At 68.6% G+C, this 24,905-nt stretch carries 22 protein-coding genes and 1 pseudogene; 9 read left to right on the forward strand and 14 right to left on the reverse strand.

All coding sequences use genetic code 11. The features are described 5' to 3' along the window. Nucleotides 1-59: 59 nt before the first annotated feature. The 6 genes from RV045_RS12005 to RV045_RS12030 form a co-directional block, all read right to left on the reverse strand. On the reverse strand, nucleotides 60-1,700 hold the full coding sequence (locus RV045_RS12005) for a M14 family metallopeptidase (protein ID WP_423236031.1): 1,641 nt from the start codon (nucleotides 1,698-1,700) through the stop codon (nucleotides 60-62). Between the two features lie 76 nt (nucleotides 1,701-1,776). Further along, nucleotides 1,777-4,140: a RelA/SpoT family protein gene (locus tag RV045_RS12010; protein WP_423236032.1), complete on the reverse strand. Its 2,364-nt coding sequence runs from the start codon at nucleotides 4,138-4,140 to the stop codon at nucleotides 1,777-1,779. A gap of 19 nt (nucleotides 4,141-4,159) precedes the next feature. After that, nucleotides 4,160-4,507 (reverse strand): DUF2442 domain-containing protein, encoded by a 348-nt coding sequence (locus RV045_RS12015; RefSeq protein ID WP_423236033.1) that lies wholly within the window; start codon nucleotides 4,505-4,507, stop codon nucleotides 4,160-4,162. Next, entirely contained in the window at nucleotides 4,437-4,703 is a 267-nt protein-coding gene (locus RV045_RS12020; protein WP_423236034.1) for a DUF4160 domain-containing protein, read from the reverse strand. The genes RV045_RS12015 and RV045_RS12020 overlap by 71 nt, the downstream gene beginning before the upstream one ends. A gap of 54 nt (nucleotides 4,704-4,757) precedes the next feature. Continuing rightward, complete coding sequence (locus RV045_RS12025) at nucleotides 4,758-5,696, reverse strand: alpha/beta fold hydrolase (protein ID WP_423236035.1); 939 nt, start codon at nucleotides 5,694-5,696, stop codon at nucleotides 4,758-4,760. 24 nt (nucleotides 5,697-5,720) lie between these two features. Beyond that, nucleotides 5,721-6,473: an SIMPL domain-containing protein gene (locus RV045_RS12030; protein WP_423236036.1), complete on the reverse strand. Its 753-nt coding sequence runs from the start codon at nucleotides 6,471-6,473 to the stop codon at nucleotides 5,721-5,723. 127 nt (nucleotides 6,474-6,600) lie between these two features. Between RV045_RS12030 and RV045_RS12035 the strand changes: the two genes are divergently transcribed. Both RV045_RS12035 and RV045_RS12040 read left to right on the forward strand, forming a co-directional pair. Beyond that, nucleotides 6,601-7,071: a tRNA (cytidine(34)-2'-O)-methyltransferase gene (locus RV045_RS12035; RefSeq protein ID WP_423236037.1), complete on the forward strand. Its 471-nt coding sequence runs from the start codon at nucleotides 6,601-6,603 to the stop codon at nucleotides 7,069-7,071. 64 nt (nucleotides 7,072-7,135) lie between these two features. After that, complete coding sequence (locus RV045_RS12040) at nucleotides 7,136-8,047, forward strand: dienelactone hydrolase family protein (RefSeq protein ID WP_423236038.1); 912 nt, start codon at nucleotides 7,136-7,138, stop codon at nucleotides 8,045-8,047. 79 nt (nucleotides 8,048-8,126) lie between these two features. Here the strand turns inward: RV045_RS12040 and RV045_RS12045 are convergent, their stop codons facing one another. From RV045_RS12045 to flgG, 8 genes are all read right to left on the reverse strand, one after another. Beyond that, nucleotides 8,127-9,629 (reverse strand): sensor histidine kinase, encoded by a 1,503-nt coding sequence (locus RV045_RS12045; protein WP_423236039.1) that lies wholly within the window; start codon nucleotides 9,627-9,629, stop codon nucleotides 8,127-8,129. 3 nt (nucleotides 9,630-9,632) lie between these two features. Continuing rightward, the gene (locus RV045_RS12050; protein ID WP_423236040.1) at nucleotides 9,633-10,895 is read right to left on the reverse strand and encodes an HDOD domain-containing protein; all 1,263 of its coding nucleotides are present in this window, start codon (nucleotides 10,893-10,895) and stop codon (nucleotides 9,633-9,635) included. A 70-nt stretch (nucleotides 10,896-10,965) separates the two neighbouring features. Continuing rightward, a complete protein-coding gene (locus tag RV045_RS12055; protein ID WP_423236041.1) occupies nucleotides 10,966-11,886 on the reverse strand; it encodes a flagellin N-terminal helical domain-containing protein in 921 nt (306 codons plus the stop codon). 28 nt (nucleotides 11,887-11,914) lie between these two features. Further along, a complete protein-coding gene (flgK, locus tag RV045_RS12060; protein WP_423236042.1) occupies nucleotides 11,915-13,843 on the reverse strand; it encodes a flagellar hook-associated protein FlgK in 1,929 nt (642 codons plus the stop codon). Nucleotides 13,844-13,924: 81 nt separating this feature from the next. After that, a complete protein-coding gene (gene flgJ, locus RV045_RS12065) occupies nucleotides 13,925-14,911 on the reverse strand; it encodes a flagellar assembly peptidoglycan hydrolase FlgJ (protein WP_423236043.1) in 987 nt (328 codons plus the stop codon). Beyond that, nucleotides 14,911-16,059, reverse strand: coding sequence for a flagellar basal body P-ring protein FlgI (locus tag RV045_RS12070; protein WP_423236044.1), 1,149 nt, complete (start codon nucleotides 16,057-16,059; stop codon nucleotides 14,911-14,913). Before RV045_RS12070 ends, flgJ begins: the two co-directional genes overlap by 1 nt. A 9-nt stretch (nucleotides 16,060-16,068) precedes the next feature. Further along, nucleotides 16,069-16,923, reverse strand: a complete 855-nt coding sequence (locus RV045_RS12075; RefSeq protein ID WP_423236045.1) for a flagellar basal body L-ring protein FlgH — start codon at nucleotides 16,921-16,923, stop codon at nucleotides 16,069-16,071. A gap of 11 nt (nucleotides 16,924-16,934) precedes the next feature. Then, on the reverse strand, nucleotides 16,935-17,717 hold the full coding sequence (flgG, locus tag RV045_RS12080) for a flagellar basal-body rod protein FlgG (protein ID WP_423236046.1): 783 nt from the start codon (nucleotides 17,715-17,717) through the stop codon (nucleotides 16,935-16,937). Between the two features lie 92 nt (nucleotides 17,718-17,809). Here flgG and tadA point away from each other — a divergent pair, with 92 nt between their 5' ends. The 7 genes and pseudogenes from tadA to RV045_RS12115 all read left to right on the forward strand — a co-directional run. After that, on the forward strand, nucleotides 17,810-18,385 hold the full coding sequence (gene tadA, locus RV045_RS12085; protein WP_423236047.1) for a tRNA adenosine(34) deaminase TadA: 576 nt from the start codon (nucleotides 17,810-17,812) through the stop codon (nucleotides 18,383-18,385). After that, nucleotides 18,382-19,395 (forward strand): LD-carboxypeptidase, encoded by a 1,014-nt coding sequence (locus RV045_RS12090; protein ID WP_423236048.1) that lies wholly within the window; start codon nucleotides 18,382-18,384, stop codon nucleotides 19,393-19,395. Before tadA ends, RV045_RS12090 begins: the two co-directional genes overlap by 4 nt. 2 nt (nucleotides 19,396-19,397) lie before the next feature. After that, nucleotides 19,398-19,733 (forward strand): hypothetical protein, encoded by a 336-nt coding sequence (locus RV045_RS12095; RefSeq protein WP_423236049.1) that lies wholly within the window; start codon nucleotides 19,398-19,400, stop codon nucleotides 19,731-19,733. A gap of 139 nt (nucleotides 19,734-19,872) precedes the next feature. After that, nucleotides 19,873-21,339, forward strand: a complete 1,467-nt coding sequence (glgA, locus tag RV045_RS12100; protein WP_423236050.1) for a glycogen synthase GlgA — start codon at nucleotides 19,873-19,875, stop codon at nucleotides 21,337-21,339. A 155-nt stretch (nucleotides 21,340-21,494) separates the two neighbouring features. Next, nucleotides 21,495-23,969 carry a glycogen/starch/alpha-glucan phosphorylase gene (locus tag RV045_RS12105; RefSeq protein ID WP_423236051.1) on the forward strand — a complete coding sequence of 825 codons (2,475 nt, stop codon included), beginning with the start codon at nucleotides 21,495-21,497 and terminating at the stop codon, nucleotides 23,967-23,969. Further along, nucleotides 23,966-24,157, forward strand: a complete 192-nt coding sequence (locus tag RV045_RS12110; RefSeq protein ID WP_423236052.1) for a hypothetical protein — start codon at nucleotides 23,966-23,968, stop codon at nucleotides 24,155-24,157. The genes RV045_RS12105 and RV045_RS12110 overlap by 4 nt, the downstream gene beginning before the upstream one ends. 268 nt (nucleotides 24,158-24,425) lie before the next feature. Beyond that, nucleotides 24,426-24,905 (forward strand): annotated as a pseudogene (locus RV045_RS12115) (hypothetical protein); the annotation flags it as partial.

Consider the following 24,905-nt stretch of genomic DNA (forward strand, 5'->3'; position numbering starts at 1 on the left):
CTGGCTACACCTGTGGGCGAAGAAATGCGCCAGGGCGCGCAGAACGCGACTGCCTCGCGTCAGCGCAACCCGGACGTGAGCGGACGGGTCAGGCGGCGCAGGCTGTCCGGGGCGGTGGTGTCGAGCGGAATCAGACGGTTGGCGACGTAGCTGTTCTGGCTGTCGGGCTCCAGCGCAGCGCTGACCAGGCCAGACATCGGCTGGGCCAGGGGAACGTAATAGCTGCCCGCAGGCACGGACTGCGTGCCAGGCTCCAGCGCCACCTTGAGCTTGCGGATGGCCTGGCTGGCCGCAATCGCACCGCGCGCGTCCTGGCGCTGACCCTCGTCCTCCGCCGTAATGCGATAACGCTCGCCCGCCACTTCGGCGGGCTGCAGCACGCGCTGCACCGTGACGCCCAGGCGCTGCAGCGTCTGCGCGGCCAGGGTCTGGTCGGCCGACAGCACATAGCCGCAGGGACGCGGGCGTGTGGCCAGCACCTTGAGCGGATCGGCGGCGCGCCAGTCCAGGCTGAGTGTGCGGTCGGCGCCGGTGGTGGCGTCCAGATAGACCAGATCGCGCGGCTGGGGCGTGTGCGTGGCGCTGACGACCAGATCGCCCGTGCAGGCGCTGGCCGTTGCGCTGCGTCCGGCAGCAGCCACGGCGGCCAGCAGCGCGCTGCTCTGGCGCGCCGCCGAATCCAGCACGCTGCGCGCCAGCGTCACCTGCGTGTAAACGCGGCGCAGGAAGTGCGCGCGGCCGATGCCCACACCGCGCGTCTCCAGCAGGATGCTGACGCTGTTGCGCAAGCCGTAGACGTTGCGGCCGGTGTCGGGCTGGACGCCGCCCATGGACACGACCTTGTCCTGCGCATCATCGCTGGCCGTGTGATACGGCGCGGCCGTCAGCCCGGCCCGATCCAGCGCGGCCAGGGCGGGCGCCAGCACCTGGTTTTCGGCGAAAGCGCGCAGGGCCGGATCCAGGTTGCCCACGCTGGCGCTCTGCAGCAGCGCATCGTTTTTCTGGACCACGCCAAACTTGTCCACCCAGCGGCCGCCCACGGTGAACTCGTGCAGGTCCAGCACCACCTGCGGCGCGTAGCGCCGGGCGATCCCGGCCAGCGCGGCGGCTTCCGGGGTGCGCAGCAGCAGGTGGTCGCGGTTCATGTCCAGACCGCTGGCGGTGGCGCGCTGGAAGCGCTCGTAGCCATCGGGGTTGGCCAGCGGCACCAGCAGCACGTTGATGCGCGACAGGATGCCGTCCGGGTTCGCGGCCAGCTGCTGCGCCAGCACCAGCGCCGCCTCGGCTGGCGCGGGCTCGTTGCCATGCTGGGTGGCCACCATCAGCACCGTGGGCAGCGCGGGGTTGATGCGCCTGCCCTGCGCCAGCGTCAGCAGGTGCAGGTTGCGGCCCTCCTGCGACACCCCGGCCGATTCCAGCTGCACATTGGGCGACTGCGCGGCCAGATCCTCGACAAAGCGCGTCAGCCGCGCGTAGCTGGTGAAGCCGGTCTGGCCCGGCTCGAAGCCCGGCGTGTCATAGCGCACGGGGGGATCAGGCAGGCGCGCGGCCACACCCGGCGCCTCGGGCTGGACCTTGGCCGGATCAAAACCCGCCGCACGGGCCGGGCTGGCCGCAAAAGCCGCCACCAGCGCAGCAGCCAGAGCGGCCGCCTGAACAGAACAGAACAAAGCCCGGCGGGTGAATTGCGGTGCTGCCATCGAAGTCTCCTGATTTTGAATGCAAGCCCAGACCATATCAGAGCTTCACCCACGATCAGACGATCCAATCAGACCTTCACAAGCGGCTGGCGTGCCGCACCCCGTCGATCTGCGCCAGCGCTTTGAGCGTGGCCTGCAGCGCGCGGGTGTCGCGGGTTTCGACCATCAGGTGCAGGCGCACGTCCTGCGGGTTCTGGCGCTCGCGGCGGCTGGTGATCTGGGTGACGTGGACGCGCTGGCGGGTCAGGAAATCGACCACATCGCGCATCAGCTGGGCCCGTTCGCGGGCCAGTACGCAGAGCTGGACGGCGAAGGCGCGGCCGGACGTGGCTGTCGATCCGGGTTCTGGCGCGGCCAGCGCGCGCTCGTCCCACTGCACCTCGATGACGCGCTCGGACGAGCGCTGCACCATCTGCTGCAGGTTGCGGCAGCTGCTGCGGTGCACGGCGACACCCTGGCCGCGCGTCACGAAGCCGCTGATGGCGTCGGGCGGCGCCGGGTGGCAGCAGCCCGCCAGCGTGGTCAGCATCGAGTCGATGCCCACCACCAGCACGTCGCCCCGCGCCCCGCTGCGGCGCCTTGGCGCGGCGGCGCGGCGCGGCGCCCAGTCCTGCACCGCGCCTTCGGGCGGCAGTTCCTGCGAGGCCGGGGGCGGCACGGGGCTGGGGCGCAGGAACTGCGCCACCTGCTGGATGGACAGCTCGTCCTTGCCGATGACCTCGAAGAGCTTCTCCGCCGATCGGAAACCCAGCCCAGCCGCGAGCTGCTCCAGGTTGATGGCCGTGCGGCCTTCGCGCTGCAGCAGCTTTTCAAGCACCTCGCGGCCGCGCGCCTGCGTCTGCTGCTGGTTTTGCAGGTTAAACCAGGCGCGCACCTTGGCCCGCGCCCGGGCGCTGCCCAGGTAGGCCGCCTCGGGGTTGAGCCAGTCGCGCGAAGGTCCGCCCTCTTTCGCGGCGACGATCTCCACCGTCTGGCCCTGGCGCAGCGGCGTGGTCAGCGCGACCATGACGCCATCCACGCGCGCACCCCGGCAGCGGTGGCCCAGCTCGGTGTGCACGGCGTAAGCAAAATCGACGGGGGTCGAGCCGCGTGACAGCTCGACCAGGCGCGCATCGGGCGTGAAGACATAGACGCGCCCCCCCTCGGACGATTCCGCCCCGGCGTCAGCGGCAGCCGCGCCCGGCGCGCTGGCCAGATCGCGCTCCCAGGCCAGCAGCTGGCCCAGCACCGATTTGCGCGCCTGCGCCACGCGGTCCTCGAACTCGCCGGCCGCCACCACGCCCGCGTAACCTTTGGTGCCCGCCTCCTTGTAGGCCCAGTGCGCGGCGACGCCGAACTCGGCGTGATCGTGCATGCCCACGGTGCGCACCTGCACTTCCATGGGGCGGCCCTGACCGCAGCGCAGCACCAGGTGCAGCGACTGGTAGCCGTTGGGCTTGGGCCGGGCGATGTAGTCCTTGAACTGCGCGGGCAGCGATTCAAACGCCGACTGCAGCGCGGCCAGCGCCGCGTAGCAGGCGGGCACGTCGGCCACGATGACGCGAAAGGCGCGCACGTCGTAAACCTGGCCGAAATCCAGGCGCTTGCCCTGCATCTTCTTCCAGATGCTGTAGATGTGTTTGGGCCGCCCGGCCACCTGCGCCACCACCCCGGCCTGGCCCAGCACGTCCTGCAGGCGCTGCACCATCTGCACCACATCGGCCTCGCGCTGGACCCGTTTCTCATCCAGCTGGCGGGCAATGGCGTGGTAATCCTGCGGGTTCAGGAAGCGGAAGGACAGATCCTCCAGCTCCCACTTGATCTGCCAGATGCCCAGGCGGTTGGCCAGCGGCGCGAACACCTCCTGCGATTCGCGCGCCAGCGCCTGCGGGCAGGGGATTTTCTGGCTGGCGAAATAGCGCAGCGTCTGCAGCCGCGATGCCAGGCGCAGCAGCACCACGCGCAGATCCTGCGAGAAGGCCAGCAGCATCTTGCGCACGCGCTCGATCTGCCCGGCCGGGCCGCCCTGCCCGCTGCGGCTGGCGTCCAGATCGCCCTCGGTGCCCAGCACGCGCGCCTGGCGCTGGATCTGGATCAGGCGGATCGTGGACATCACCATGTCGGACCAGGAGGCGCCAAAGTGGCGGGTGATGAGCTCCTGCGGCTGCTGCCACAGCGGCGCCACGTAGACCAGATAGGCGGCGGCGCGCATGGCATCGCTGGCGCCCATGCTGTGCAGGATGTCGGAGACCCCGCAGGCGTGCTGCCAGCTGTCCTCGCCCGTATCCAGCACCTGCCCCGCCAGCAGCGGCCCGGCGAGCTGTCGCGCCCGCTCCAGCGCCGCCTCGGGCGTATCGCCCGCGGTCAGGGCAAAGCGCGTTTCGGGCAGGTTGAGGACGCCGGCAGAGGCGGCAGGGGCCTCACCCGCGTGCTGGCTCGAATCGGAAGCGTTCATGGACATTCAGAAAAAGACGCGACGATCACCCGGATTTGGCCATCACGGTCATTCTGGCCTTCTCGTAAACAAAGAGTGGATCAAGATCGACCCCGCAAGGCCACTCGACGGTATCAAACCCTATTTTGGCTTGGGCAAAAACCGCTGGATCACGCAGGCGGCTAAAAACACCAAAATCGAGGTAAGGCTGCAGATCCAGCTCGCCAGCATCGCCATTGGCAAACCGGACAGCCAGACGGTGGTGATCAAGTGCCTGAACGTGAATCAGTCTGGGAGGCAACATAAAAAATCCTTTCCAGGGCTCAGGCCAGCGGCTGCACCATGAACGGCTCTTGCCCCGCCATGACCAGGCGCCAGTTCCGAAGAAGCTCATCCTGATGTAGTTCCGCCCAAGCAAGAACAAGCCTTGACTGTTTGCGGGGTAATTCGCCATCCATGATTTCGCAGGTGTGAATATTCACAGTGGCCTTGTACTCAGCGTAGTACACATGAAAATGGGCGGGTGGATGTTCACCCGGCGCAAAATACATGCGGATGAAAATACCGTAAAACATACTGATCGTCGGCATCAGGGCTCCCGGAGATTCGCCAGAGTGTTGGCTAAATTTTGACCCGCTGGTTTATCAGCCCTGTTCTATTCCCATCTGCCCAAGCACAAACCGTTCCACCACCGCCATCTGCTCGGGCTGGACCAGGGTGGGGGCGTGGCCCACGCCGTCCACCGTCGCGGTCTGGGCGCGCGGGCCGCGCTGGGTCATGGCCTGCAGGGTTTCGGCGGAGAGCAGATCCGATTCGGCCCCGCGCAGCACCAGCGTGGGGCAGCGGATGGCGTCGTAGCTGCGCCACAGCGCGGCTTCGCCCGCCGCCACCTGCTCGTCGCCCATGTTTCTGAACGCCGCCGCGATGGCCGGGTCGTAGCGCGACACCCAGGGCGCATCGGGCGCGTCGTGGGTCTGGCGCAGCTGCGGACGGCTCAGGGTGAGCTGCTGCTCGCGCGTGTGCGGACCAAATCCGGCCGAAACAGCCCACAGGCCGTCACTGGCGGCCTCAAAGGTCGGCCACTGCACCGGCGTGCCCACATAGGTACCGATGCGGCGCAGCGCGGCCACTTCCAGCACCGGCCCCACATCGTTGAGCAGCAGCGACGCCACCGGACTGTCCGGCAGCCCGGCCACCCCCATACCGATCAGCCCGCCCATCGACGTGCCCACCCAGTGCAGACGCTGCAGGCCCTCGCCGCGCAGGCGGGCGATCAGGGTGATCATGTCGGCGGCGTACTGCGGCACCTGATAGGCCGCGCCCTGCAGCGCGGCGGGCAGCCAGTCGGACAGGCCGCGCCCGACCACATCCGGGCAGACCACGCGCAGCGGCCGCCCCGCCGCCGCGGCAGACGCCACCATGTGCTGCGCCAGGGTGTCGAAATCGCGGCCCTGGCGCGTCAGGCCATGGACGCACAGCAGCACGTCGGGCGCATCCTGCGGCCCCCAGGACACATAGCGCATGCGGTGCAGCCCGGCGGGGCTCAGGCACTGGACGTCAGCGCTCACTGGAATCTGGCTCATGGTGTATCCCTGGTTTGATCTGATTTAGCGGGTCATCTGCACCGAGCCCGACACGTTGATGCTGACGTCGCTGCGGCCCATTTCCACCGGCACATCGGCGGATTTTTCCATGGCGGCGGCGCGCATCATCATGGGCGCCATGGGCGGGCGCTCGCCGCCTTCGGCGCTGGAGACGTTCAGCTCGCGCACCTCGTAGCCGCCGTAGCCCATGTCCTTGCTGACCTGGCGGGCGCGGGCCTGGAAGCGGCGCAGCGCCTCGGTGGTGACTTCGGCCTCCAGCCGCTCGCGTGTGGCTCGCGACACGGCCTGCTGCACGCCTGCGACCGTCATGGTGCTGATTTCGCCCGCCAGACGGGCGATGCCGGCCTGGTCGGTGCCGCTGATCTGCAGCGTCGCCTGGCCCTGCCAGCCGCTGATCACGCCCTGGTTGCTGTAGCGCGGCGAGAGCGAAAACCCGCCGCTTTGCACGTCCAGCTCGCCCGCCTTCGCCTTGGGCCGGGCGGTTTTCAGCGCGGCGTCCAGCGCGCTGCGCAGCTGGTCCTGCACCTGACGGGCGTCCACGCCCTGGCTGCGCGCCTGCAGATTGATGGTCAGCAGATCATTATCCACCTGGCGCGTGGCGCTGCTGTTCAGGTTGACCACGCCCAGTGCGGGCGCGGCCGCGTCGCCATGGGCCAGCGCCGGAGCGGCGGCAGACAAAAGCCCCAGGGCCAAAGACAGCGCGATGGCCGGGGCGCGGTGTCGGGATCTCAGGGCGGGCATGCGCAAGGGGTTCATTCGATTACTCCTGCAGAGCTGGGGTCTATGGGGGAACGGCGCTCGGGCCGCCTGAACAGTCATGATACCTTTGGCGTTACAACGTTCCCTGACTGTGCGCCAGTGTCCGCACCCTCCTGCCCACCGCATGTTCCACATCGTCCTTGTCCACCCGGAAATCCCGCCCAACACCGGCAACGTCATCCGCCTGGCGGCCAACACCGGCTGCACGCTGCACCTGATCGAGCCGCTGGGTTTTGACATGGACGATAAGCTGCTGCGCCGGGCCGGGCTCGATTACCACGAGACCGCCGCCGTGCAGCGCCACGCCTCGTGGGAGGCTTTTCTGGTCACCGGCCAGCCTGACCCGGCGCGCTGTTTTGCCCTGACCACGCGCGGCGCGCAGCCGCTGGGCCAGTGCAGTTTCCAGCCGGGCGACTGGCTGGTGTTCGGCTGCGAAACCGCCGGGCTGCCCGATGCCGTGCGCGATCAGTTCCCGCCCGCGCAGCGCGTGCGTCTGCCCTTGCGTGCCGGGCAGCGCAGCCTGAACCTGAGCAACGCCGTCGCCGTCACTGTGTTCGACGCCTGGCGCCAGTGCGGCTACGCCGGATCGGTCTGACGCCAGCGCCCCTCGATTTCTTTGACCCTTCCACCCCGTCCATTCAAGCCCCAAGGAGACCCGCATGATCCCCACCCCGCCCCAGGCCGACAGCCTCGACCAGACCCATGACAGCGCGCGCCGCCAGACCCTGAAAATGGCCATGGGCGCCGTTGGGGCCGGATACGCCCTGGCCGCCCTGCCGCTGATGGCGCAAACCCTGCAGACCACGCCTGCCACCGGCCTGGTCGCCGGCAAGGTCGAGATTCCTGCCGCAGACCGCAGCATTCCCGGCTACCGCGCCGCGCCCGCCAGCGGCAGCGCCTTCGCCACCGTGCTCGTCCTGCCGGAGATTTTCGGCCTGCACGAGTACATCCAGGACGTGTGCCGCCGCTTCGCTCGCGCGGGCTATATGGCCGTCGCCATCGACCCCTTCGTGCGCCAGGGCGATCCAATGGCCATCGCCGACATCGGGAAGCTGCTAGCGGACATCATCAACCAGGTGCCCGATGCGCAGGTCATGTCCGATCTGGACGCGGCAGCGCGCTGGGCGGCGGCCAACGGCGGCGACGCGAAACAGCTTGCCGTGACCGGCTTTTGCTGGGGCGGGCGCCAGACCTGGCTCTATGCCGCGCACAACCCGGCCGTGCGCGCGGGCATCGCCTGGTACGGCCGCCTGGTCGGGCCGACCAGCGCGCTGCAGCCCAGGCACCCGATTGATGTGGTGGACAAGATCAGCGGCCCGGTGCTGGGCCTTTATGGCGGCGCCGACACCGGCATCCCGCAGGACACCGTCGAGCGCATGATCGCCGCGCTGGGCCAGGGCAGCGCCGCCGCCCGCGCCTCGCAGTTCGTGATCTATCCCGACGCGCCGCACGCCTTCCACGCCGACTACCGCCCCAGCTACCGCGAAGGCGCCGCCCGCGACGGCTGGAGCCGCACCCTGGCCTGGCTGGCTGCCCAGGGGCTGAAGCCGCAGGGTGCGGCCGAGAAATAATTGTCGAAAACCGCCGGCTTGGTCGTGATCCCCGGGCGCGAAGCGGATTTTGCAAGCCCCCTCAAAACCGCTTCGGGCATCATGGCCTCGATCTCGGGCTTTCTGCCCCACTCACGCGATACACGCACGGCGCCGACAGCAGCAGCGTCGCGCTGACGTGGGCTGCATCGGCATCCGTGAGGGACAGCTCGGCGCCGCGCCCGGGCAGCAGGGCGCGGACCAGCGACAGCCCCGACACCCCGGTGCGGACGCTGTGCAGATCAAACCCGGTGCGCAGCTGGCCGGTGTTGACGATGGCCAGGCGCAGACCGGCGCCGGTTTCGGCCTGGCCCGTCGGCGGCCAGGCGTCCAGGTGGCAGTGAACCGGCTGACTGGCGGGGCTGTGCTTGATCGCGTTGGTGAACAGCTCGTTGAGCACCAGCGCCACCGGGATGGATTCGTTCTCAGGCAGCATGAAATCGCTGGCGGAAGGCTCCAGCAGCGTGCAGACGATGTCGCGGCCGAACATGCGCTGAACCGATCCGGCGATGGACTGGATCACGTCCCACAGCCGCAGCGGCCCCTCGCCGCCCACCTGCAGGCCGTGGACCTGGGCGATGGCGTGGACCTGGCCCGCGGCCTCGGACAGCGCAGCGGCTGCGGCGGGGTTGGCCTGCGCGCTCTGCTGCAGCAGCCCGGCCACGCCCTGCAGGTTGTTCTTGATGCGGTGGTGGACCTCTTTGACCAGCATCTCGCGCTGGCCAATCGCGGCGTCCAGCCGGGCCTGTTCGGCGATGCGCTGCTGGGTGACATCGCTGGCCACCAGCAGGATCTGGTCGTGCAGGCCATCGGCCTTCGGGATGAGCACGAAGCGCGCGTCCCAGACGCGGTGGCGCGGGGGCTGGCCGCGCTGCAGTTCGGCCCAGACGCCGTCCGAGCCGTTCTGCGCCTGCTGCAGACAGCGCAGGATGTCGGGGCCCAGCTCGGCGCCGGGCTGGCGACCGTCGAGTACCACGGCATCGTCTTCGCGGAAGGTCAGCCCGCTGCCGGGCAGCATGCGGCCCAGCAGCAGCGCCGCCATGCGGTTGTGCTGCAGCAGGCCGAAGCGGCGCGCGTCAAACAGGGCGATGGCCATGGGCGCGGTTTCGACCATGCGCTGCAGCGAGCTGCGCGCCTGCGCGATGCTCTGCTCGGCCAGACGGCGGCTGTCGATGTCCAGGAAGGCCACGGTCAGCTTGCGCACATCGCCCTCGCGCGTGGCCACGATGTTGGCAACAACCCAGAACTCGCGGCCATCGAGTGCCTTCAGGCGGCATTCAAAGGTTTCGTTCTGGCCCGGTCCCAGCTCGAACCACTGCGGCTCGCGGCGCAGCGGGTGAAAAGGGTCGGGCGTGGCGACCACGCTGATGGGCTGACCGGCAAAGCGCGACAGATCACCGCCAAACATGCGCTGCGCCGAGCCGTTCATCCACTCGATGCCGCCGCTGTTGACGGTGACGATGCCGACAAACACCGAATCCAGAATGGCGCGGGTCTGCGCCATGTCGCCCGGAATATCCGCTGCCGGCGCAGCCGCCGCCTTGTCAGGCCCCGTCGTCGGCATGGCTCAGTCCGGCATCACGTTCAGGCGCGTCGCCTCGCGCTGCGCGTGCAGAAAGGCGGCGTTGAGCTGCTGCGGCGAAAGCATCAGCGCATCCGCCGCCGACACGATGGCCGAGCGCGCCGGCTGCTCGACGGCCAGCGCCAGATCGCGGAAGGACGACAGCGGGCCGCTGCCGCTCAAAAGCATGTCGCGCACCGCCGCGCGCAGCGGCAGAAGAGCCAGCAGGCTGGCCAGCGGCTGGTGCAGCACGCGGTCCAGCAGCGAGAACTGCCCGGCCATGAACAGCTCGGACGCCGCTTCGTCCTGTCCCGCCGACAGCGCCAGGTTTTCCATGAACAGCCCGCGGCGCATGGCCGCAAACAGCGCCACGCGCGCCGCCGGTTCGTTCCCGCAGGAGGCCAGCATCAGGCTGAGCCAGCGGCGCAGACGGTGATAGCCCAGCAGCTGGATGGCCTGCTGCAGCGATTCGACCGTGGAGCGCAGCCCGAAGGCGGGTGAATTGAGAAAGCGCAGCAGCCGGAAAGCCAGCGGCGCGTCGCTGCGCAGCGCGGCTTCGAGCTGGGGCGGGTCTTCGCCCCGGTCCATGCGGCCGATCAGATCCATCACCACGCGGGCGGAGTTCTGCACGCGGCTGTCGTCCAGATACTGGATGTCATCGCCAAACGGCCAGCCGGTCACGGCCAGCACGCCCCGGCGGAAGGCGGCTTCGACGTCACTCTCCAGCCCGACCTGGGCCTGCACGGTGGGCAGCGAGCGCATCGACGCGCCATCGCCCGCGCGCGCGGGCTGCAGCCACTCGCCGGTGCGGCGATCGTCCTCCAGGCCGATCACCGACCAGGACAGACAGGGCAGCAGGTCGGCGGGCAGGCTCTCGGTCTGAGGACGGCCCTGCAGGGCGATCTGGCCCCCGCGCGCGTGATGGGCCTGGACACGCCGCGCGACGGCTTCGTCGGCCAGCAGAAAAGCGGGCACTTCGGTGATGACGCCGCTCTGGCCCGGACCGTCCAGCAGCGCGTCCAGCCAGGCGGGGTGGCGCACTTCCAGCGACACCGGCAGACCCGATCCGCCCCAGACGCCCTGGACAATCTCCAGCAGTTCGCGCATGTCCTGCGCGGCACTGGCCGGGTCACCGTCGGACCAGGGCATAACGGCCAGACGCACAGCGGTGGTGCGGCGATCCAGATCAAACTGCGGCGCCAGGGCCAGCGCCACGCGGCCCAGCAGGTCCTGGCGGAAATCAGGGGATTTGGGCTTGAAAGAGCTCATGGGGTCGATTCAGGCAAAAGTGAAAACCGGGGCCAGTTCAGCCGCCCTGCCCGAAATCAACCCCCTCGAATCAGGACTTGACGTAATCAAACAGGGACATCTGCTGCACGGTGCCGTAGGCTTTGATGGCTGCATCATACCCGGCCTGTTTTTGCGTGAAATCCGAAATTGCCGTGGCTTCGTCGATGTCTTCGGCCTTGGACTGGTCGGTTTTGGCGCGCAGTTTCTGGTCTTCCATGCGCTGGTTGACGTCGTCCATGCGGTTCAGGTCGGCGCCCATCTGCGTGCGCCAGCGCGCCATATTGGTCATGCTGTCGTCCACCGCCTTGAGCCGGTTGCCGATCTGCTGGCTGTAATCGGCGGGCGCCGGATCGGCGGTCAGCAGGTCCACGGTGTCCTGCAGCGCCTTGAACACGTCGGTGCCGCTGCCCGCCCCGGCCGCCCCCTGCCAGACCTGGCTGCCGTCGTAACTCAGCGGAACGCTGACATCGCCCGCCTGGCCCACCATCTGCCCGGCCACGCCGTTGAAAACCGCGCCAGTGGTGCCGTCGGCAAAGGGCTCGCCAGTGCTGCTCTGGCCCGCGAACAGATACTCGCCGTTGGCCGTGCGTGTGTTGGCCAGCGAGAGCAGCTGGCCGCGCATGGCGCCGATCTCGGTGGCCAGCGCAGCGCGGGCCTCTTTGGGCAGGCTGCCGTTGCCCGCCGCCACGATTTTTTCGCGCACCGTCTGCAGCACCTCGCTGGCGTTGCCCATGACGCCTTCGGCCATTTCCACCCGGCCCTGCGAGGTCCGCAGCGAGCGCTGGTCGGTATCGACCCGGGTGTAGGCCACGCGGGCGCGCTCGGACACCGCCGCCAGGGTCGGGTCGTCGCTGCCCCGGGTCACCTTCTTGAAGGTGGTCATGCGCTGGAAGGCCTCGTCTTTCTCGGCGGCGCGCTGCTGGATGGTGTCCAGGCCCATGGCGATGCGGTTGGATGTAGCGATGCGCATGGCGCTCTCCTTTGTGTCAGTTCAAGGCTCAGGGGCTGGTCAGCGACAGCAGCGTGTCCATCACGTTCTGCGCCACCTGCAGCACCTTGGCCGAAGCCTGGTAGCTCTGCTGGAAAGTCAGCAGCTTGGCGGCTTCCTCATCCATGTTGACCCCGGAAAAATTGGTGCGCGCGGTTTCGGCGCTTCGGGCGGTGCTGGCCGACACCTGGGCGCTGGTCTTGGCCTGCGCCGCCTGCGAGCCCACGCGGGACAGTGCCCGCGCGTAACCATCGCTGATGCTGACGCCGCCCTGGCCGGTGGCGTCGCGGCCCAGCACGTTCGCGGTGCGCAGATCGACAAAGGCCTGCGCGTTGGCATTGTTGACCTGGCCTGCGGCCGTCGGTGCCAGATTGATTTTGTCGTTGTTCTCAGGCACGCCATCGAACTGGACGATGACATTGCCCACCTTGACGGGCTGGCCAGGCACCCAGTCGGCGCTGCCGCCGGTGCTGGACGTGAACCGCCCCTGCGCACCCGGCGTGGTCGCGCCGGTGGTGGAAAACGTCCACACCGCCGCCGCCGCAGTGCCACTGGACTGCACGCCGGTCAGCGCCAGCGTGCCCAGGTTGGCGTTGTCGGTGGCCACGGTGATGGGCGCGGCGGCGGCCAGCAGGCTGCCGTTCAGGCTGGGCGTGCGCACCTGGCCCGGGATGCGGCTGGCGGCCTGGACCAGGAAGCTGTCGCCCGCATTGGGCGCTGTGCCGCCCACGGTGACTTCCAGCCCTTCGAAAGTCAGCTTGCCGGCCGCAGCCGTCAGGGTCTGGCGGCTGCCGTCGGACAGGCGCGTCACCTCGTACTGCCCCGCCGTGGTCGAGGTGGCGACGCGGTAATCGGTGGGCTGAAGCTGGTAAGCATCGGTGATTTTCACGGCCACCGTGGTGCCTGCTGCCGTGTTGAAGCGGCTGGGCAGCGCCACAGGCGCGTTGTCCACGCCCAGCACCAGATCCTTGCCGGGCTGGCCGTTGGCGTCCACGCCCAGCGCCTGCTGGGTGTTGACGGCCTTGGCGAACACGGCGGCCACCTGGCCCACCTGCGCACGCGCGGTCATCAAATCCTTGTCCTGGAAGGACAGCAGACCGGCCAGGCTGCCGCCGCCCAGGTAGTCGGACGGAATCGTCTGGCGCACGCCGCCGTTGATGATGCCGACCTGAACGCGCGACGGGTCGTAAGGGTCGCGGCCCAGCGTCATCTCGCGCGAGGAATCGGGCGTGACCAGGCTTTGGCCCGATCCGACAAACAGGCTGACCGCGCCGCGCGTGTCGTACACGGTGCTGACCTTGACCATGTCGTTGATCTGGCGCACCAGCTGGTCGCGCTGGTCCAGCAGGTCGTTGGGCGTCTGGCTGGGGTTGGGCGCGGCCATGATGGTCTGGTTGACCCGCGCCAGCTGCGAGGCCAGCGTGTTGACCTGCGTGAGCGAGTTCTTCACCTGTTCGGTGATGCCGTCCTGCAGCGCGGTGAACTGGTCGTTGACCGACGCCAGGCGGTTGCCGAACTCCTGCAGGCTGCTCATGGCGACCTGGCGCGCCGACGGGTCGGCCGGGCTGTTCGCCACGTCCGTCATGCTGTTGAGGAAACCTTCGGCGGCGGCGCCCAGGTTGCTGGCGCCCAGCGGGAAGGAGGTTTCCAGGCGCTGCATCTGCGTGCTGCGGGCGTCCTCGCGCTTGGCGATGGCCGCCGAACGCAGCGACTGCTGGTTCAGGAAACCATCAAAAGCGCGCACGACGGTCTGCACCTGAACGCCGGTGCCGACATAGCCCGAGCCGAGGTTCTGGTACATGGAGGTGACGCGCGTGGCGTCCTGCCAGGAATAACCGGGCGTGAGTTCGTTGGCGACGTTGTGGCCAACCACGTCCAGCGCAAGCCGGTTGGTCTGCAGGCCGGACAGGCCGGTGCTGATCAGGGTGGACACAGCCATGGGTTTCGATCTCCGCAAAAGGGGTGCGACAGGCGCACGTCCCGTGTTATTTCGGCCGCCGCACGGCGAACTTGAGCGGCGTCAGGAATCCTGCAGACGCTGCGCGGTACGGATCACGCGCTCCAGCTTGCTGGCGTAGGCCGGGTCGGTGGCGTAACCGGCGGCCTGCAGGCCGCGCGCAAACTCGCCCGGCGTTTCCGAGCCCGCGACCACCCCGGCGTAGCGCGGGTTGCCCAGCATCAGGCGGGCGTAGTCGGCGAAGGATTCGGCGGTGCTGGCGTAGGCGCGGAAGCGCTGCACCAGCTTGCGTGGCACGCCGTTCTCATATTCGGTGGTGACGATGTCGGTGGTCGGGCCCGTCCAGCCGCGTCCGGCCTTGATGCCAAAGAGGTTGTTGGACGACGTGCCATCGGCATTGAGGATCTGGCGGCGGCCCCAGCCCGATTCGTGCGCGGCCTGGCCGATCAGGAAGCTGGCGGGAATGCCGGTCTGCGCGGCGGCAGCTTCGGCGGCGGCGCGGTGCTCGCGCACGAACTCCTGCGCGGTGCTGCTGCGCCCGCCCTGGGCCTCGCGCAGCGCGGCATCGCCCTCGACCGCGCCGGGGGCGGCGGGTGGGCTGCTGCGGCCCTGCGCGGCGGCCAGCAGCGGGTTGATGGCGATCTGGCCCATCTGCGCGACAAACTGCGCGGTGCTGGGCCCGGTGTAGCGCGACTGCGGCGACTGGCTGATGGGCGTGAGCGTGTGCCCGCCCGGCTTGGCCGTGTCTAGCTGACGCTCCAGCTGCTGCGCGATCAGATCGCCCAGGCCCCCGGGGCGGCCCGACAGCGTCGCCGCGTACTGGGTGTCCAGCATGTCGCGGCCCATCTGCGTGGCGCTGTTTTCCATCATCCCGGATGACAGCGTGGCCTGGCGCATGCTCTTGAGCACCTCCTGCATGAAGAGGGCCTCGAACTGCTTCGCGGCCACGCGGATGGCGGCCTTGGGGTCTTTGCTGCTCTGGGTTTTGAGCGCGTCCAGCGAGCGGCCATCCGTCAGGACAGCCTGGTTGAGTGCGGCGGCGGCATCCATCAGATCACCTCGATTTCGGCATTGAGCGAGCCCGCCTCTTTCAGGCCCTGCAGGATGGCCATGAGGTCCATGGGCGTGGCGCCCAGGCTGTTGAGCGCCTTGATGACTTCGCTGAGTTTGGCCCCGGCCGGGACGGAGATCAGCGAACCGCCGCCCTGGGTCACGGCAATATTGGCTTTTTCGGTCACTGTGGTCTGGCCCCCTGCCAGCGCATTGGGCTGGCTGACCTGCGGCGTGGAATCGATGGTCACCGACAGGTTGCCGTGCGCCACGGCGGCCGGGCCCAGGGTGACGCTCTGGTTGAGCACCACCGAACCCGTGCGCGCATTGATGACCACCTTGGCCGCCGGGGCCGCCAGGCGCAGCGGCAGGTTTTCGATGTCGGCCAGGAAGGCAATGCGCCGCCCGGGCTCCAGGGGCACACGCACCTGCACAACACGCCCGTCGATGGCCTGCGCCACACCGCCGCCCTTGGCCTGGTTGATGGCCGACTCGACCGCGCGCGCGGTGGCGAAATCACTCGACGAAATATCCAGCTGGATCTGGCCGTTGGCCGCAAAATCGCTGCTGACCGCGCGCTCGACCGTCGCGCCAGCGGGGATCCGTCCGCCCGACAGGTGGTTGATCTGCACCTTGGAGCCCGCCGCCGACGCCCCCGCGCCGCCTACAATGAGCTGGCCCTGGGCCATGGCATAAACCTGACCGTCCAGACCCTTGAGCGGCGTGGCGATCAGCGTGCCGCCGCGCAGGCTTTTGGCGTTGCCGATCGAGGACACCGTCACATCCAGCGGCTGGCCGGGCTGGGCAAAGGGCGGCAGCTGCGCCGTGACCAGCACAGCCGCGACGTTTTTCACCTGCAGCGTGATGCCCGGCGGCAGCGACACGCCCAGCTGCTGCAGCATGCTGCTCATGCCCTGCGCGGTGAACGGCGCCTGCTGCGTCTGGTCGCCCGTGCCGTCCAGCCCGACGACCAGGCCGTAACCCACCAGCTGGTTCATGCGCACGCCCTGCACCTGCGCAACGTCCTTGACGCGCACCTGCGCCTGGGCCAGCGCAGTGGCCGGGGCCAGCGCCGCCAGAGTCATCGCCAGCGACAGCAGCGCTGCAGAAGCTCTGGCGGTGTGAGGGCGAAAAAATCCTGAATCCATGAAGAACCCTCAGAAGGGCGAAATGCTGGAGAAAATCCGCGACATCCAGCCGCGCACCTGGGCGTCGCCGACCGGCCCCTGGCCGACCTGCTCCAGTCGCACATTGGCCACGCGGGTGCTGGGCACCACGTTGCCGGGCTCGATGGTGCGCGGATCGACCTGGCCGAAAAAGCGCAGCACTTCCACGTTGCGGTTGACGCCGATCTGCTTCTCGCCGGAAATTTCCAGCAGGCCGTTGGGCAGCACCGAGGTCACCTGCGCGGTGATCGAACCGTCAAACGCCTGCGCGGTCTGGGTCGAACCCGCTCCGGTTGCCGAATTGCTGCCCGACACCCCGCCGCTCAGGCGGCCCAGGATGCGGCTGAACAGGCTGGGCAGCGCGCCGCTGCCCGTGCCGATCTGCACCTGGCCTTCGCCGCTGCGGTTGGATTTCATGTCTGACGACTGCGTGGCGCTGACTTTCTCCACGATGCGCACAGTGAGGATATCGCCCACTTGGCGGGCGCGGAAATCCTCGAAAAACGGCCGGTTGGTGGCCGCATTGAAAATGGCACCGCGCGTGGGCATGGCCTGCTGCGGCAGGGGCAGCGTGGACGCGGGCGCACCCGTCAGCGCCGGGTTGACGGCATCGGGCGCCGGGGGCGGCAGGCCGGTGACCATGCGTCCGGCGGCGTCCGCATACTGCCCGGCGCGGGCCAGCATCGACGGCGGAGCGCCGGGCGCCTCGGGCGAGGTGGCCGGGCGGATCAGGTTGGTCGGCTGCGGAAACTGCACGGCGGCCTGCGGCGGCAGCACGGTCGTGCAGCCGCCAAGGCCCAGAAGACCCAGCAAGGCCAGCGCCCCGGAGCGTCGCCATGCAGACATCGCCGTCATCCTCACAGCTGCGCCAGCTTGGCCAGCATCTGGTCCGAGGTGGTGATGGCTTTGGCATTGAGCTCGTAAGCACGCTGGGTCTGGATCATGGTCACCAGCTCTTCCACCACGTTGACGTTGCTGTTCTCGACATAGCCCTGGTTGACCAGGCCCATGTTCTGGGTACCGGGCTCGGCCACCACGGGCTCGCCCGAGGCGGCGGTCTGGGTGAAGAGGTTGTCGCCCTTGGGCTCCAGACCGGCGGCGTTGACAAAGTTGGCCAGCTGGATCTGACCCAGCACCTGCGGCGTCGCCTGGCCGGGCAAGGTCGCCGAGACCTCGCCGCGCGATGAAATGCTCACCTTGATCGTATCGGCCGGCACCGTGAAGCCGGGCTGCAGGCGCAGGCCGTTGTTGTCCACGATCTGGCCTTGCGAATCCAGCTTGAAGTGGCCGTTGCGCGTGTAGGCGGTGGTGCCGTCGGGCAGCTCGATCTGGAAAAAGCCCCGGCCGTTGATGGCCATGTCCAGCTCGTTGGTGGTCTGCTGCAGGCCGCCCTGCTCGAAATTGCGCGCCGTGGCCACCGGGCGCACGCCCAGGCCCAGCTGCAGCCCCGTGGGCAGCTGGCCCTCGTCACCATTGGGCGATCCGACCTGGCGCAGGTTCTGGTAAATCAGGTCTTCAAACTCGACATGCGAGCGCTTGAAGCCCGTGGTCGACGAGTTGGCCAGGTTGTGTGACACGGCATCCAGCTGCATCTGCTGGGCTTCCATGCCGGTCTTGGCGATCCAGAGCGAACGTATCATGAGCAAACCTCCACGAAGTGCTGCGATGGTGCGCCAGGTCCGCCGACCGCGATGGCGCGATAAGCCGCCGCAGCCCCGCCCAATTTGCCGCTATGACCGCCCAGACTCTTCCTGATCCCAAGGCCCGGGGGGCCGCCCCCGATGCTCAAGATGCCGTCTGGATGCGTCTGGCGCTGGATCAGGCCCGCGTGGCCGCACAGGCCGGCGAAGTTCCCGTGGGCGCGGTGCTGGTGCGGGACGGGCAGATGCTGGGGCTGGGGCACAACCACCCCATCGGTCTGCACGACCCCAGCGCCCACGCCGAAATGCAGGCCCTGCGCGCCGCTGCCCGTGCCGCCGCCAATTACCGCCTGCCGGGCAGCACGCTTTATGTCACGCTGGAGCCCTGCCCCATGTGCGCCATGGCGCTGATGCACGCCCGCGTCCAGCGCGTGGTCTACGGCGCCCGCGAGCCCAAAACCGGCGCCTGTGGATCGGTGATTGATCTGTTCGCCTGGCCGCAGCTCAACCACCACAGCCAGGCCACGCAGATCGCCGACGCGGGGCTGCAGGACGATTGCGTGCGCGTGCTGCGGGAATTTTTCGCACTCAGGCGGGCCCAGCGGCGGGATACACTGCCGACATCCTTGACAGGCCTCCCCGATCAGCTTCCCCCTGCAGTCCCATGAGCATCACCCTGCCCCGCGTCCCGGCCGCTCCCGTCGCAGTGGCCGCTGAAGTAGGCTGCGCCGCCTGCGCCAGCGGCGAGGCGCACAGCCACCACGCCCCCCTGGCCACGCGGCCCACGCTCATCATCCACTCGCCCGCCGGCGCAGTGCAACTGCCCGCCAGCCTGGACCGCGCCAGCAAGCGCCTGACGCGCATGGGCTTTGACGTGACCCTGGCCGAACACGCCAAGGCCCGCGTGCAGCGCTTTGCGGGCGACGAAGCCCAGCGCATCGCCGATCTGCACGCCACCGCGCGCGCCTGCCCCGACGTGGCGCTGGCCAGCCGGGGCGGTTACGGCCTGACGCGCATCCTGGATGGCATCGACTGGAAACTGATCGCCGCCAGCGTCGATGCGGGCGTGAAGTGGGTGGGTCACAGCGACCTGACCGCCTTCCAGATGGCGCTGCTGGCACACACGCGCCGCCCCACCTGGATGGGCCCGATGGCGGCGTTTGATTTCGGCCGCCGCAAATCCGATCTGGACGAGATCACCTGCGACTGCTTTGTCGAAGCCATGACCGGCCAGCTCGAAGCCATCGGCTTCAAAACCGGCAAGGGCCACGACGGCCTGGACACCCAGGGCCTGCTGTGGGGCGGCAACCTGGCCGTGCTGTGCAGCCTGCTGGGCACGCGCCACTGGCCGCGTGTCTCGGGCGGGATTCTGGTGCTGGAAGATGTCGCCGAGCCTGTTTACCGCATCGAGCGCCTGCTGCTGCAGCTGCACCAGTGCGGCGTGCTGGCGCAGCAGTCGGCCATCGTACTGGGCGATTTCACCGACTGCAGCACTGGGCCCATGGACGCCGGCTACGGCCTGAAAGCCGTGGTCGCCTACCTGCGCAGCCAGATCAGCACCCCCATCCTGACCGGCGCGCCGGTCGGCCACGGCGATCTGAAGGTCACCCTGCCGGTCGGCCGCAGCGTGCGTCTTGCGGTGCAGGGCCGCGAGGCCATGATCCACTGGGCGGACTGACGATGAAGCTGCCTATCGTCCCGCAGGACAAAGCCAACCACGTCATTTACGGGGCCGCTGTCGGCCTGTGCGCCCTGCTGGCGCTGGCCGCCCTGCGCGCCCTGGGCGGCTGGACGCCCGGCCCTGAACTCACCCGCTGGACGCTGCTGGCCCCCACGCTGGCCGCGACGGCGATTGGCATCGCCAAAGAAATCGCGGACGAGCTCAACAACCGCCGCGCCATCGCTCAGGGGCGCAAACCGCCCGACACCGTCGAAGCCATGGACGCCATCGCCACTGCGCTGGGCGGTGTGGCCGTCTCGGTCACCCTGGGCCTGGGCGCTTACGTCCTGGCCTGAGCGGGCGGCTTACGGGTTTTCACCGGCCGGGACGCGTCTGGGGCATCCCGTATACTCGTTCGCAGTGCGCCCGGGCCTTGCTGAAACACGCTTGACATTCAAAGGCTTGCGCGATTGCAACCGCTAACAGGCCGACGCCATGCGCCTCCTTCAAGTCAGTGCTGAAATCTATCCTTTACTGAAAACCGGCGGTCTAGCCGATGTGGCCGGAGCGCTGCCGCTGGCCCTGCGCGACGCGGGGGTCGATGTGCGCGTGCTGCTGCCCGGCTTTCCGGCGCTGCGGGCGGGCCTGGCGGACGCCAAACCCGTGGGCCGCTTCATCACCCCCTGGGGCGACAGCGTGCAGGTGCTGCGCGGCCATCTGCCCGAAGTCGGCGGTCTGGAGGCTTATGTGCTGGACGCTCCGGCCCTGTTTGATCGCCCCGGCAGCCCCTACGAAGACGCCCAGCGCCAGCCCTATGGCGACAACCACCGCCGCTTCGCGCAGCTCGGCTGGGCCGCCGCGCGCCTGGCACATGGCCTGGACGCCAGCTGGTCGGCGCAGGTGGTTCACGCCCACGACTGGCACGCCGCACTGGCCCCGGCCTGCCTGGCGCACTGGCACAACGCACCCCACGTGCCCAGCGTCTACACCGTGCACAACCTGGCGTACCAGGGCCTGTTCGACGCGCACCAGATCGGCGATCTGGGCCTGCCCGCCAGCAGCCTGAGCGTGAACGGGCTGGAGTTCTTCGGCCGCATCTCTTTCATGAAGGCCGGGCTGTTTTACGCCAGCCAGGTGACCACCGTCAGCCCGACCTACGCCCGCGAGATCCAGACCCCCGACCAGGGCTGCGGCCTCGATGGCCTGCTGCGATCGCGCGCGGCGCAGGGCCAGCTGGGCGGCATCCTCAACGGCGTGGACACCGCCGTGTGGAATCCGGCGAGCGACCCCCACCTGCCGCACGCCTACAGCGCGGGCAGCGCCAAAGCCCTGAAAGGCAAGGCGCTGTGCAAGGCCGCGCTGCAACAGGAGGTCGGGCTGGATGTCGACGCCGACGCTCCGCTGCTGGCCACCGTCAGCCGCCTGACCGAGCAGAAAGGCCTGCCGCTGCTGCTCGCCCAGGTCGATGCACTGGTGCAGCAGGGCGCGCAGCTGCTGGTGCTGGGCAGTGGCGACGCCGCGCTGGAAGCGGCCTTCACCGAACGCGCCGCCGCGCACCCAGGCCGCGTGGCCGTCAAGCTGGGCTACGACGAGGCGCTGTCGCACCGCATTTTTGGCGGCAGCGACATGACGCTGGTGCCCTCGCGCTTCGAGCCCTGCGGCCTGACCCAGATGTACGGCCTGCGCTACGGCAGCGTGCCCGTGGTGCGTCGCGTGGGGGGCCTGGCCGACACGGTGACCCACGCCGATTTCATCACCCTGCAGGACGATACCGCCACCGGTTTCCTGTTCGACGATTACAGCGCCGACGCCCTGGGACACGCCCTGCGCCTGGCGCTGGCCGCGTACCGCCGTCCCGCCGACTGGCGCCAGATCCAGCAGGCCGGCATGCGCCAGCCGCTGGGCTGGGAGCAGGCCGCGCAGGCTTACGCCGACCTGTACCGCCGTCTTGTGCCGCAATAAGAGACGCGCCAGCGGCCCGCGCCACACCCCAAAATGCCGTTTTCATGCAACACAGCGCGGTTTTCCGGCGCGGGCCAGACCCGTTCCTGGCGGCAAAGCGGTGCCTGTATGGCAGGATTCAATAAATCAGACTCACTGACAAACCCGGACACACCATGAATGCTCCCGTTTTCGCCTACGACACGCCCCACCGCGACATCGACGGCCTGCAGCGCGCCATCGCCAACAAGCTGATGTTCACTGTGGGCAAAGACCCCAAAGCCGCCCGCGACGAGGACTGGCTGCACGCCGCGGCTTACGCCGTGCGCGACCTGCTGGTCGAGCGCTGGATGGCCTGCACGCACGCGCAGTACCAGCAGGACGCCAAGCGCGTTTACTACTTCTCGATGGAATTCCTGATTGGGCGCAGCTTCGGCAACGCCCTGCTGGCGCTGGAACTGCGCGCCGACGTCAAGGAAGCGCTGGCCCGCCTGGACGTGGACATGGACGCCATCACCGAGCTGGAGCCCGACGCCGCGCTGGGCAACGGCGGTCTGGGCCGCCTGGCCGCCTGCTTCCTGGATTCGATGGCCACACTGGGCATTCCCGGCATGGGCTACGGCATCCGCTACGACTACGGCATGTTCCGTCAGACCATCGTCGATGGCCGCCAGGTCGAGGTGCCCGACTACTGGCTGACGCACGGCAACCCCTGGGAATTCCCCCGCCCCGAGGTGCTGTACCGCGTGCAGTTTGGCGGCCGCGTCGTCCAGGACGGGGATTCCAGCGTGCCCGCCGCGCTGCGCCGTCACCGCTGGGTCGATGCCCGCGAAGTCACCGCCATGGCCTACGACACCATCATCCCGGGCTACGGCACGCAGGCCACCAACACGCTGCGCCTGTGGTCGGCCAAGGCCACCGAGGAAATCAACCTGTCGGCCTTCAACCAGGGCAATTACTTTGCGGCGGTCGAGACGCGCAACCAGTCGGAGAACGTCTCGCGCGTGCTTTACCCCGACGATTCCACGCCGTCGGGCCGCGAACTGCGCCTGCACCAGGAGTATTTCTTCGTCAGCGCCAGCGTGCAGGACCTGCTGCGCCGCTACCTGCAGACGCACGACAGCTTCGACCAGCTGCCCCAGAAAGTCAGCATCCACCTCAACGACACGCACCCGGTGCTGGCTGTCCCTGAGCTGATGCGCCTGCTGCTGGACGAGCACGGTCTGGCCTGGGACAAAGCCTGGACGCTGTGCCAGGGTGTCTTCTCCTACACCAACCACACGCTGATGCACGAGGCGCTGGAGACCTGGCCGGTGGAGATGCTGGGCCGCGTGCTGCCGCGCCACCTGCAGATCATCTATGACATCAACGCGCATTTCCTGAAGGACATCACCGCCACGCACGGCCACGACATCGATCTGATGCGCCGGGTTTCGCTGGTGGACGAATCGGGCGAGCGCCGCGTGCGCATGGCCTACCTGGCCGTGCTGGCCAGCCACTCGGTCAACGGCGTGTCGGCGCTGCACTCGCAGCTGATGACCGAATCGATCTTTGCCGATCTGGCCCGCCTGTGGCCCAAACGCTTCAACAACAAAACCAACGGCATCACCCCGCGCCGCTGGCTGGCGCACGCCAACCCCGCGCTGTCGCAGATGCTGGACGGGCACATCGGCCGCGACTGGCGCCGTGATCTGTCGCACATCGCCAAAATGAAACCACTGGCGGGCCAGAAAGCCGTACAGCAGGAGTTCCTGCAGGCCAAGCTGGCCAACAAGCAGCGCCTGGCCGCCTGGCTGCAAGATCACATGGGCCTGACGGTCTCGACCAGCGCGCTGTTTGATGTTCAGGTCAAGCGCATCCACGAGTACAAGCGCCAGCTGCTCAACGTGCTGCACGTGATCAGCCGCTACCTGCGCCTGCTGGACGATCCGGCCAGCGTGACTGTGCCGCGCGTGGTGCTGTTTGCGGGCAAGGCCGCATCGGCGTACCACATGGCCAAGCTCATCATCGCGCTGATCAACGACGTGGCGCGCACGGTCAACGCCGACCCGCGCGTGGGCCACAAGCTGCGCGTGGCCTTCATCCCCAATTACAGCGTGAGCCTGGCCGAGATCATCATCCCGGCGGCGGACCTGTCCGAGCAGATTTCCACCGCAGGCACCGAAGCGTCGGGCACCGGCAACATGAAGTTCGGCCTGAACGGCGCGCTCACCCTGGGCACGCTGGACGGCGCCAACGTCGAGATGCGCGACCACGTCGGCGCGGACAACATCTTCATTTTCGGCCACACCACGCCCGAAGTGACCGCGCTGCGCCGCGAAGGCTATCGCCCGCAGCCCTATGTCGATGCCAGCCCCGACCTGCAGCGCGTGCTGGAAGCCATCCGCTCGGGCCGCTTCAGCCCGCAGGATCCGCACCGCTATCAGGCCATTTACGACACTCTGGTCAACTGGGGCGACCACTACCTGCTGCTGGCCGATTACGCCAGCTACATCGAGGCGCAGGACCGCGTCGATGCCGCCTGGCAGAACCCCTCGCGCTGGGCCGAGCAGGCGCTGCTGAACGTGGCCAGCATGGGCGAGTTCTCGTCCGACCGCACGATCGCGCAGTACGCCAGCGAGATCTGGAAGACGAAGGCCATCGACCTGTGAAGAACGCGCCCGCCTGGATCTGTGCCACGGCGCTTCTGGCGGGCGCCTGCGCCGCGCACGCGCCGCAGCTTGCGAATCCGGACTCGCCGGCGGTGGCGATTCCGGATCGTCCGCACAAGCCCGGCGAGGTCGTTCCGCACGCCATTCCCCTGCCGCCGTTGCAGGCAGGGGACGCTGCGCCGCAATAAATTTCCCGCAACCGGGTGAAAACCCTTAGAATGCGCGCTGCGGGTGAGGCACAAAGCTCACCCGCCTGTCTTTCATCCCCTTCGATCGGTATCTGAACGGCCTGCTCCGGCGCCCCAAGCGCGACAGGAGCCCAGCACCTGCCCTGAGGCAGGCGCGCCCGGCCAGGTCGGTGGTGATGTGTTGTCACAACCCTCCGACCGCCCTGCGCTTTGCTGCGGGGTTCCGTCCCCTTCCCGAACCGATCGGGAGATGGGTCCGGATCGGGCTTTGCCTTTTCAGATCATGACCGACGATTTCAATACCCCCGCCGACTACTCCACCGACACCGCGCCCGACATGGGCTTCGATGCGTCTCCGCTGCAGGACCTTCTGGGCCGTGTGCTGGTGGACGAAGAAGCTGAACTGGCGGCCGAGTCCGCCCCCGCTCCTGCAGTCGCCCCGATGCTTGCACCTGTGGCCGCCAAAGCCGCCCCGGTGATGGCTCCGGCCACCGCACCGGTTCAGGCCGCCGACGTGGCCCCGGCCGCTGTGGCGCACGAGCCCCGTCCCCGCCGCAGCAAACCCGCTGCAGACGCCGCCCCCGCTGCGCCGATCGAAGCCCCCGACACCAGCGCCTTCGCCGCCCTGGGCCTGCACCCGCAGCTCCTGGCCGCCGTGGGCCGCCTGGGCTACACCACGCCCACCGAAGTGCAGGCGCGCTGCATCGCCCCCGCGCTGGAAGGCAAGGATCTGCGCGTGTGCTCCAGC

Origin of the sequence: Amphibiibacter pelophylacis (assembly GCF_037688875.1) — a bacterium.
In the GTDB taxonomy this organism is placed as follows: Bacteria; Pseudomonadota; Gammaproteobacteria; order Burkholderiales; family Burkholderiaceae_C; genus Amphibiibacter; species Amphibiibacter pelophylacis.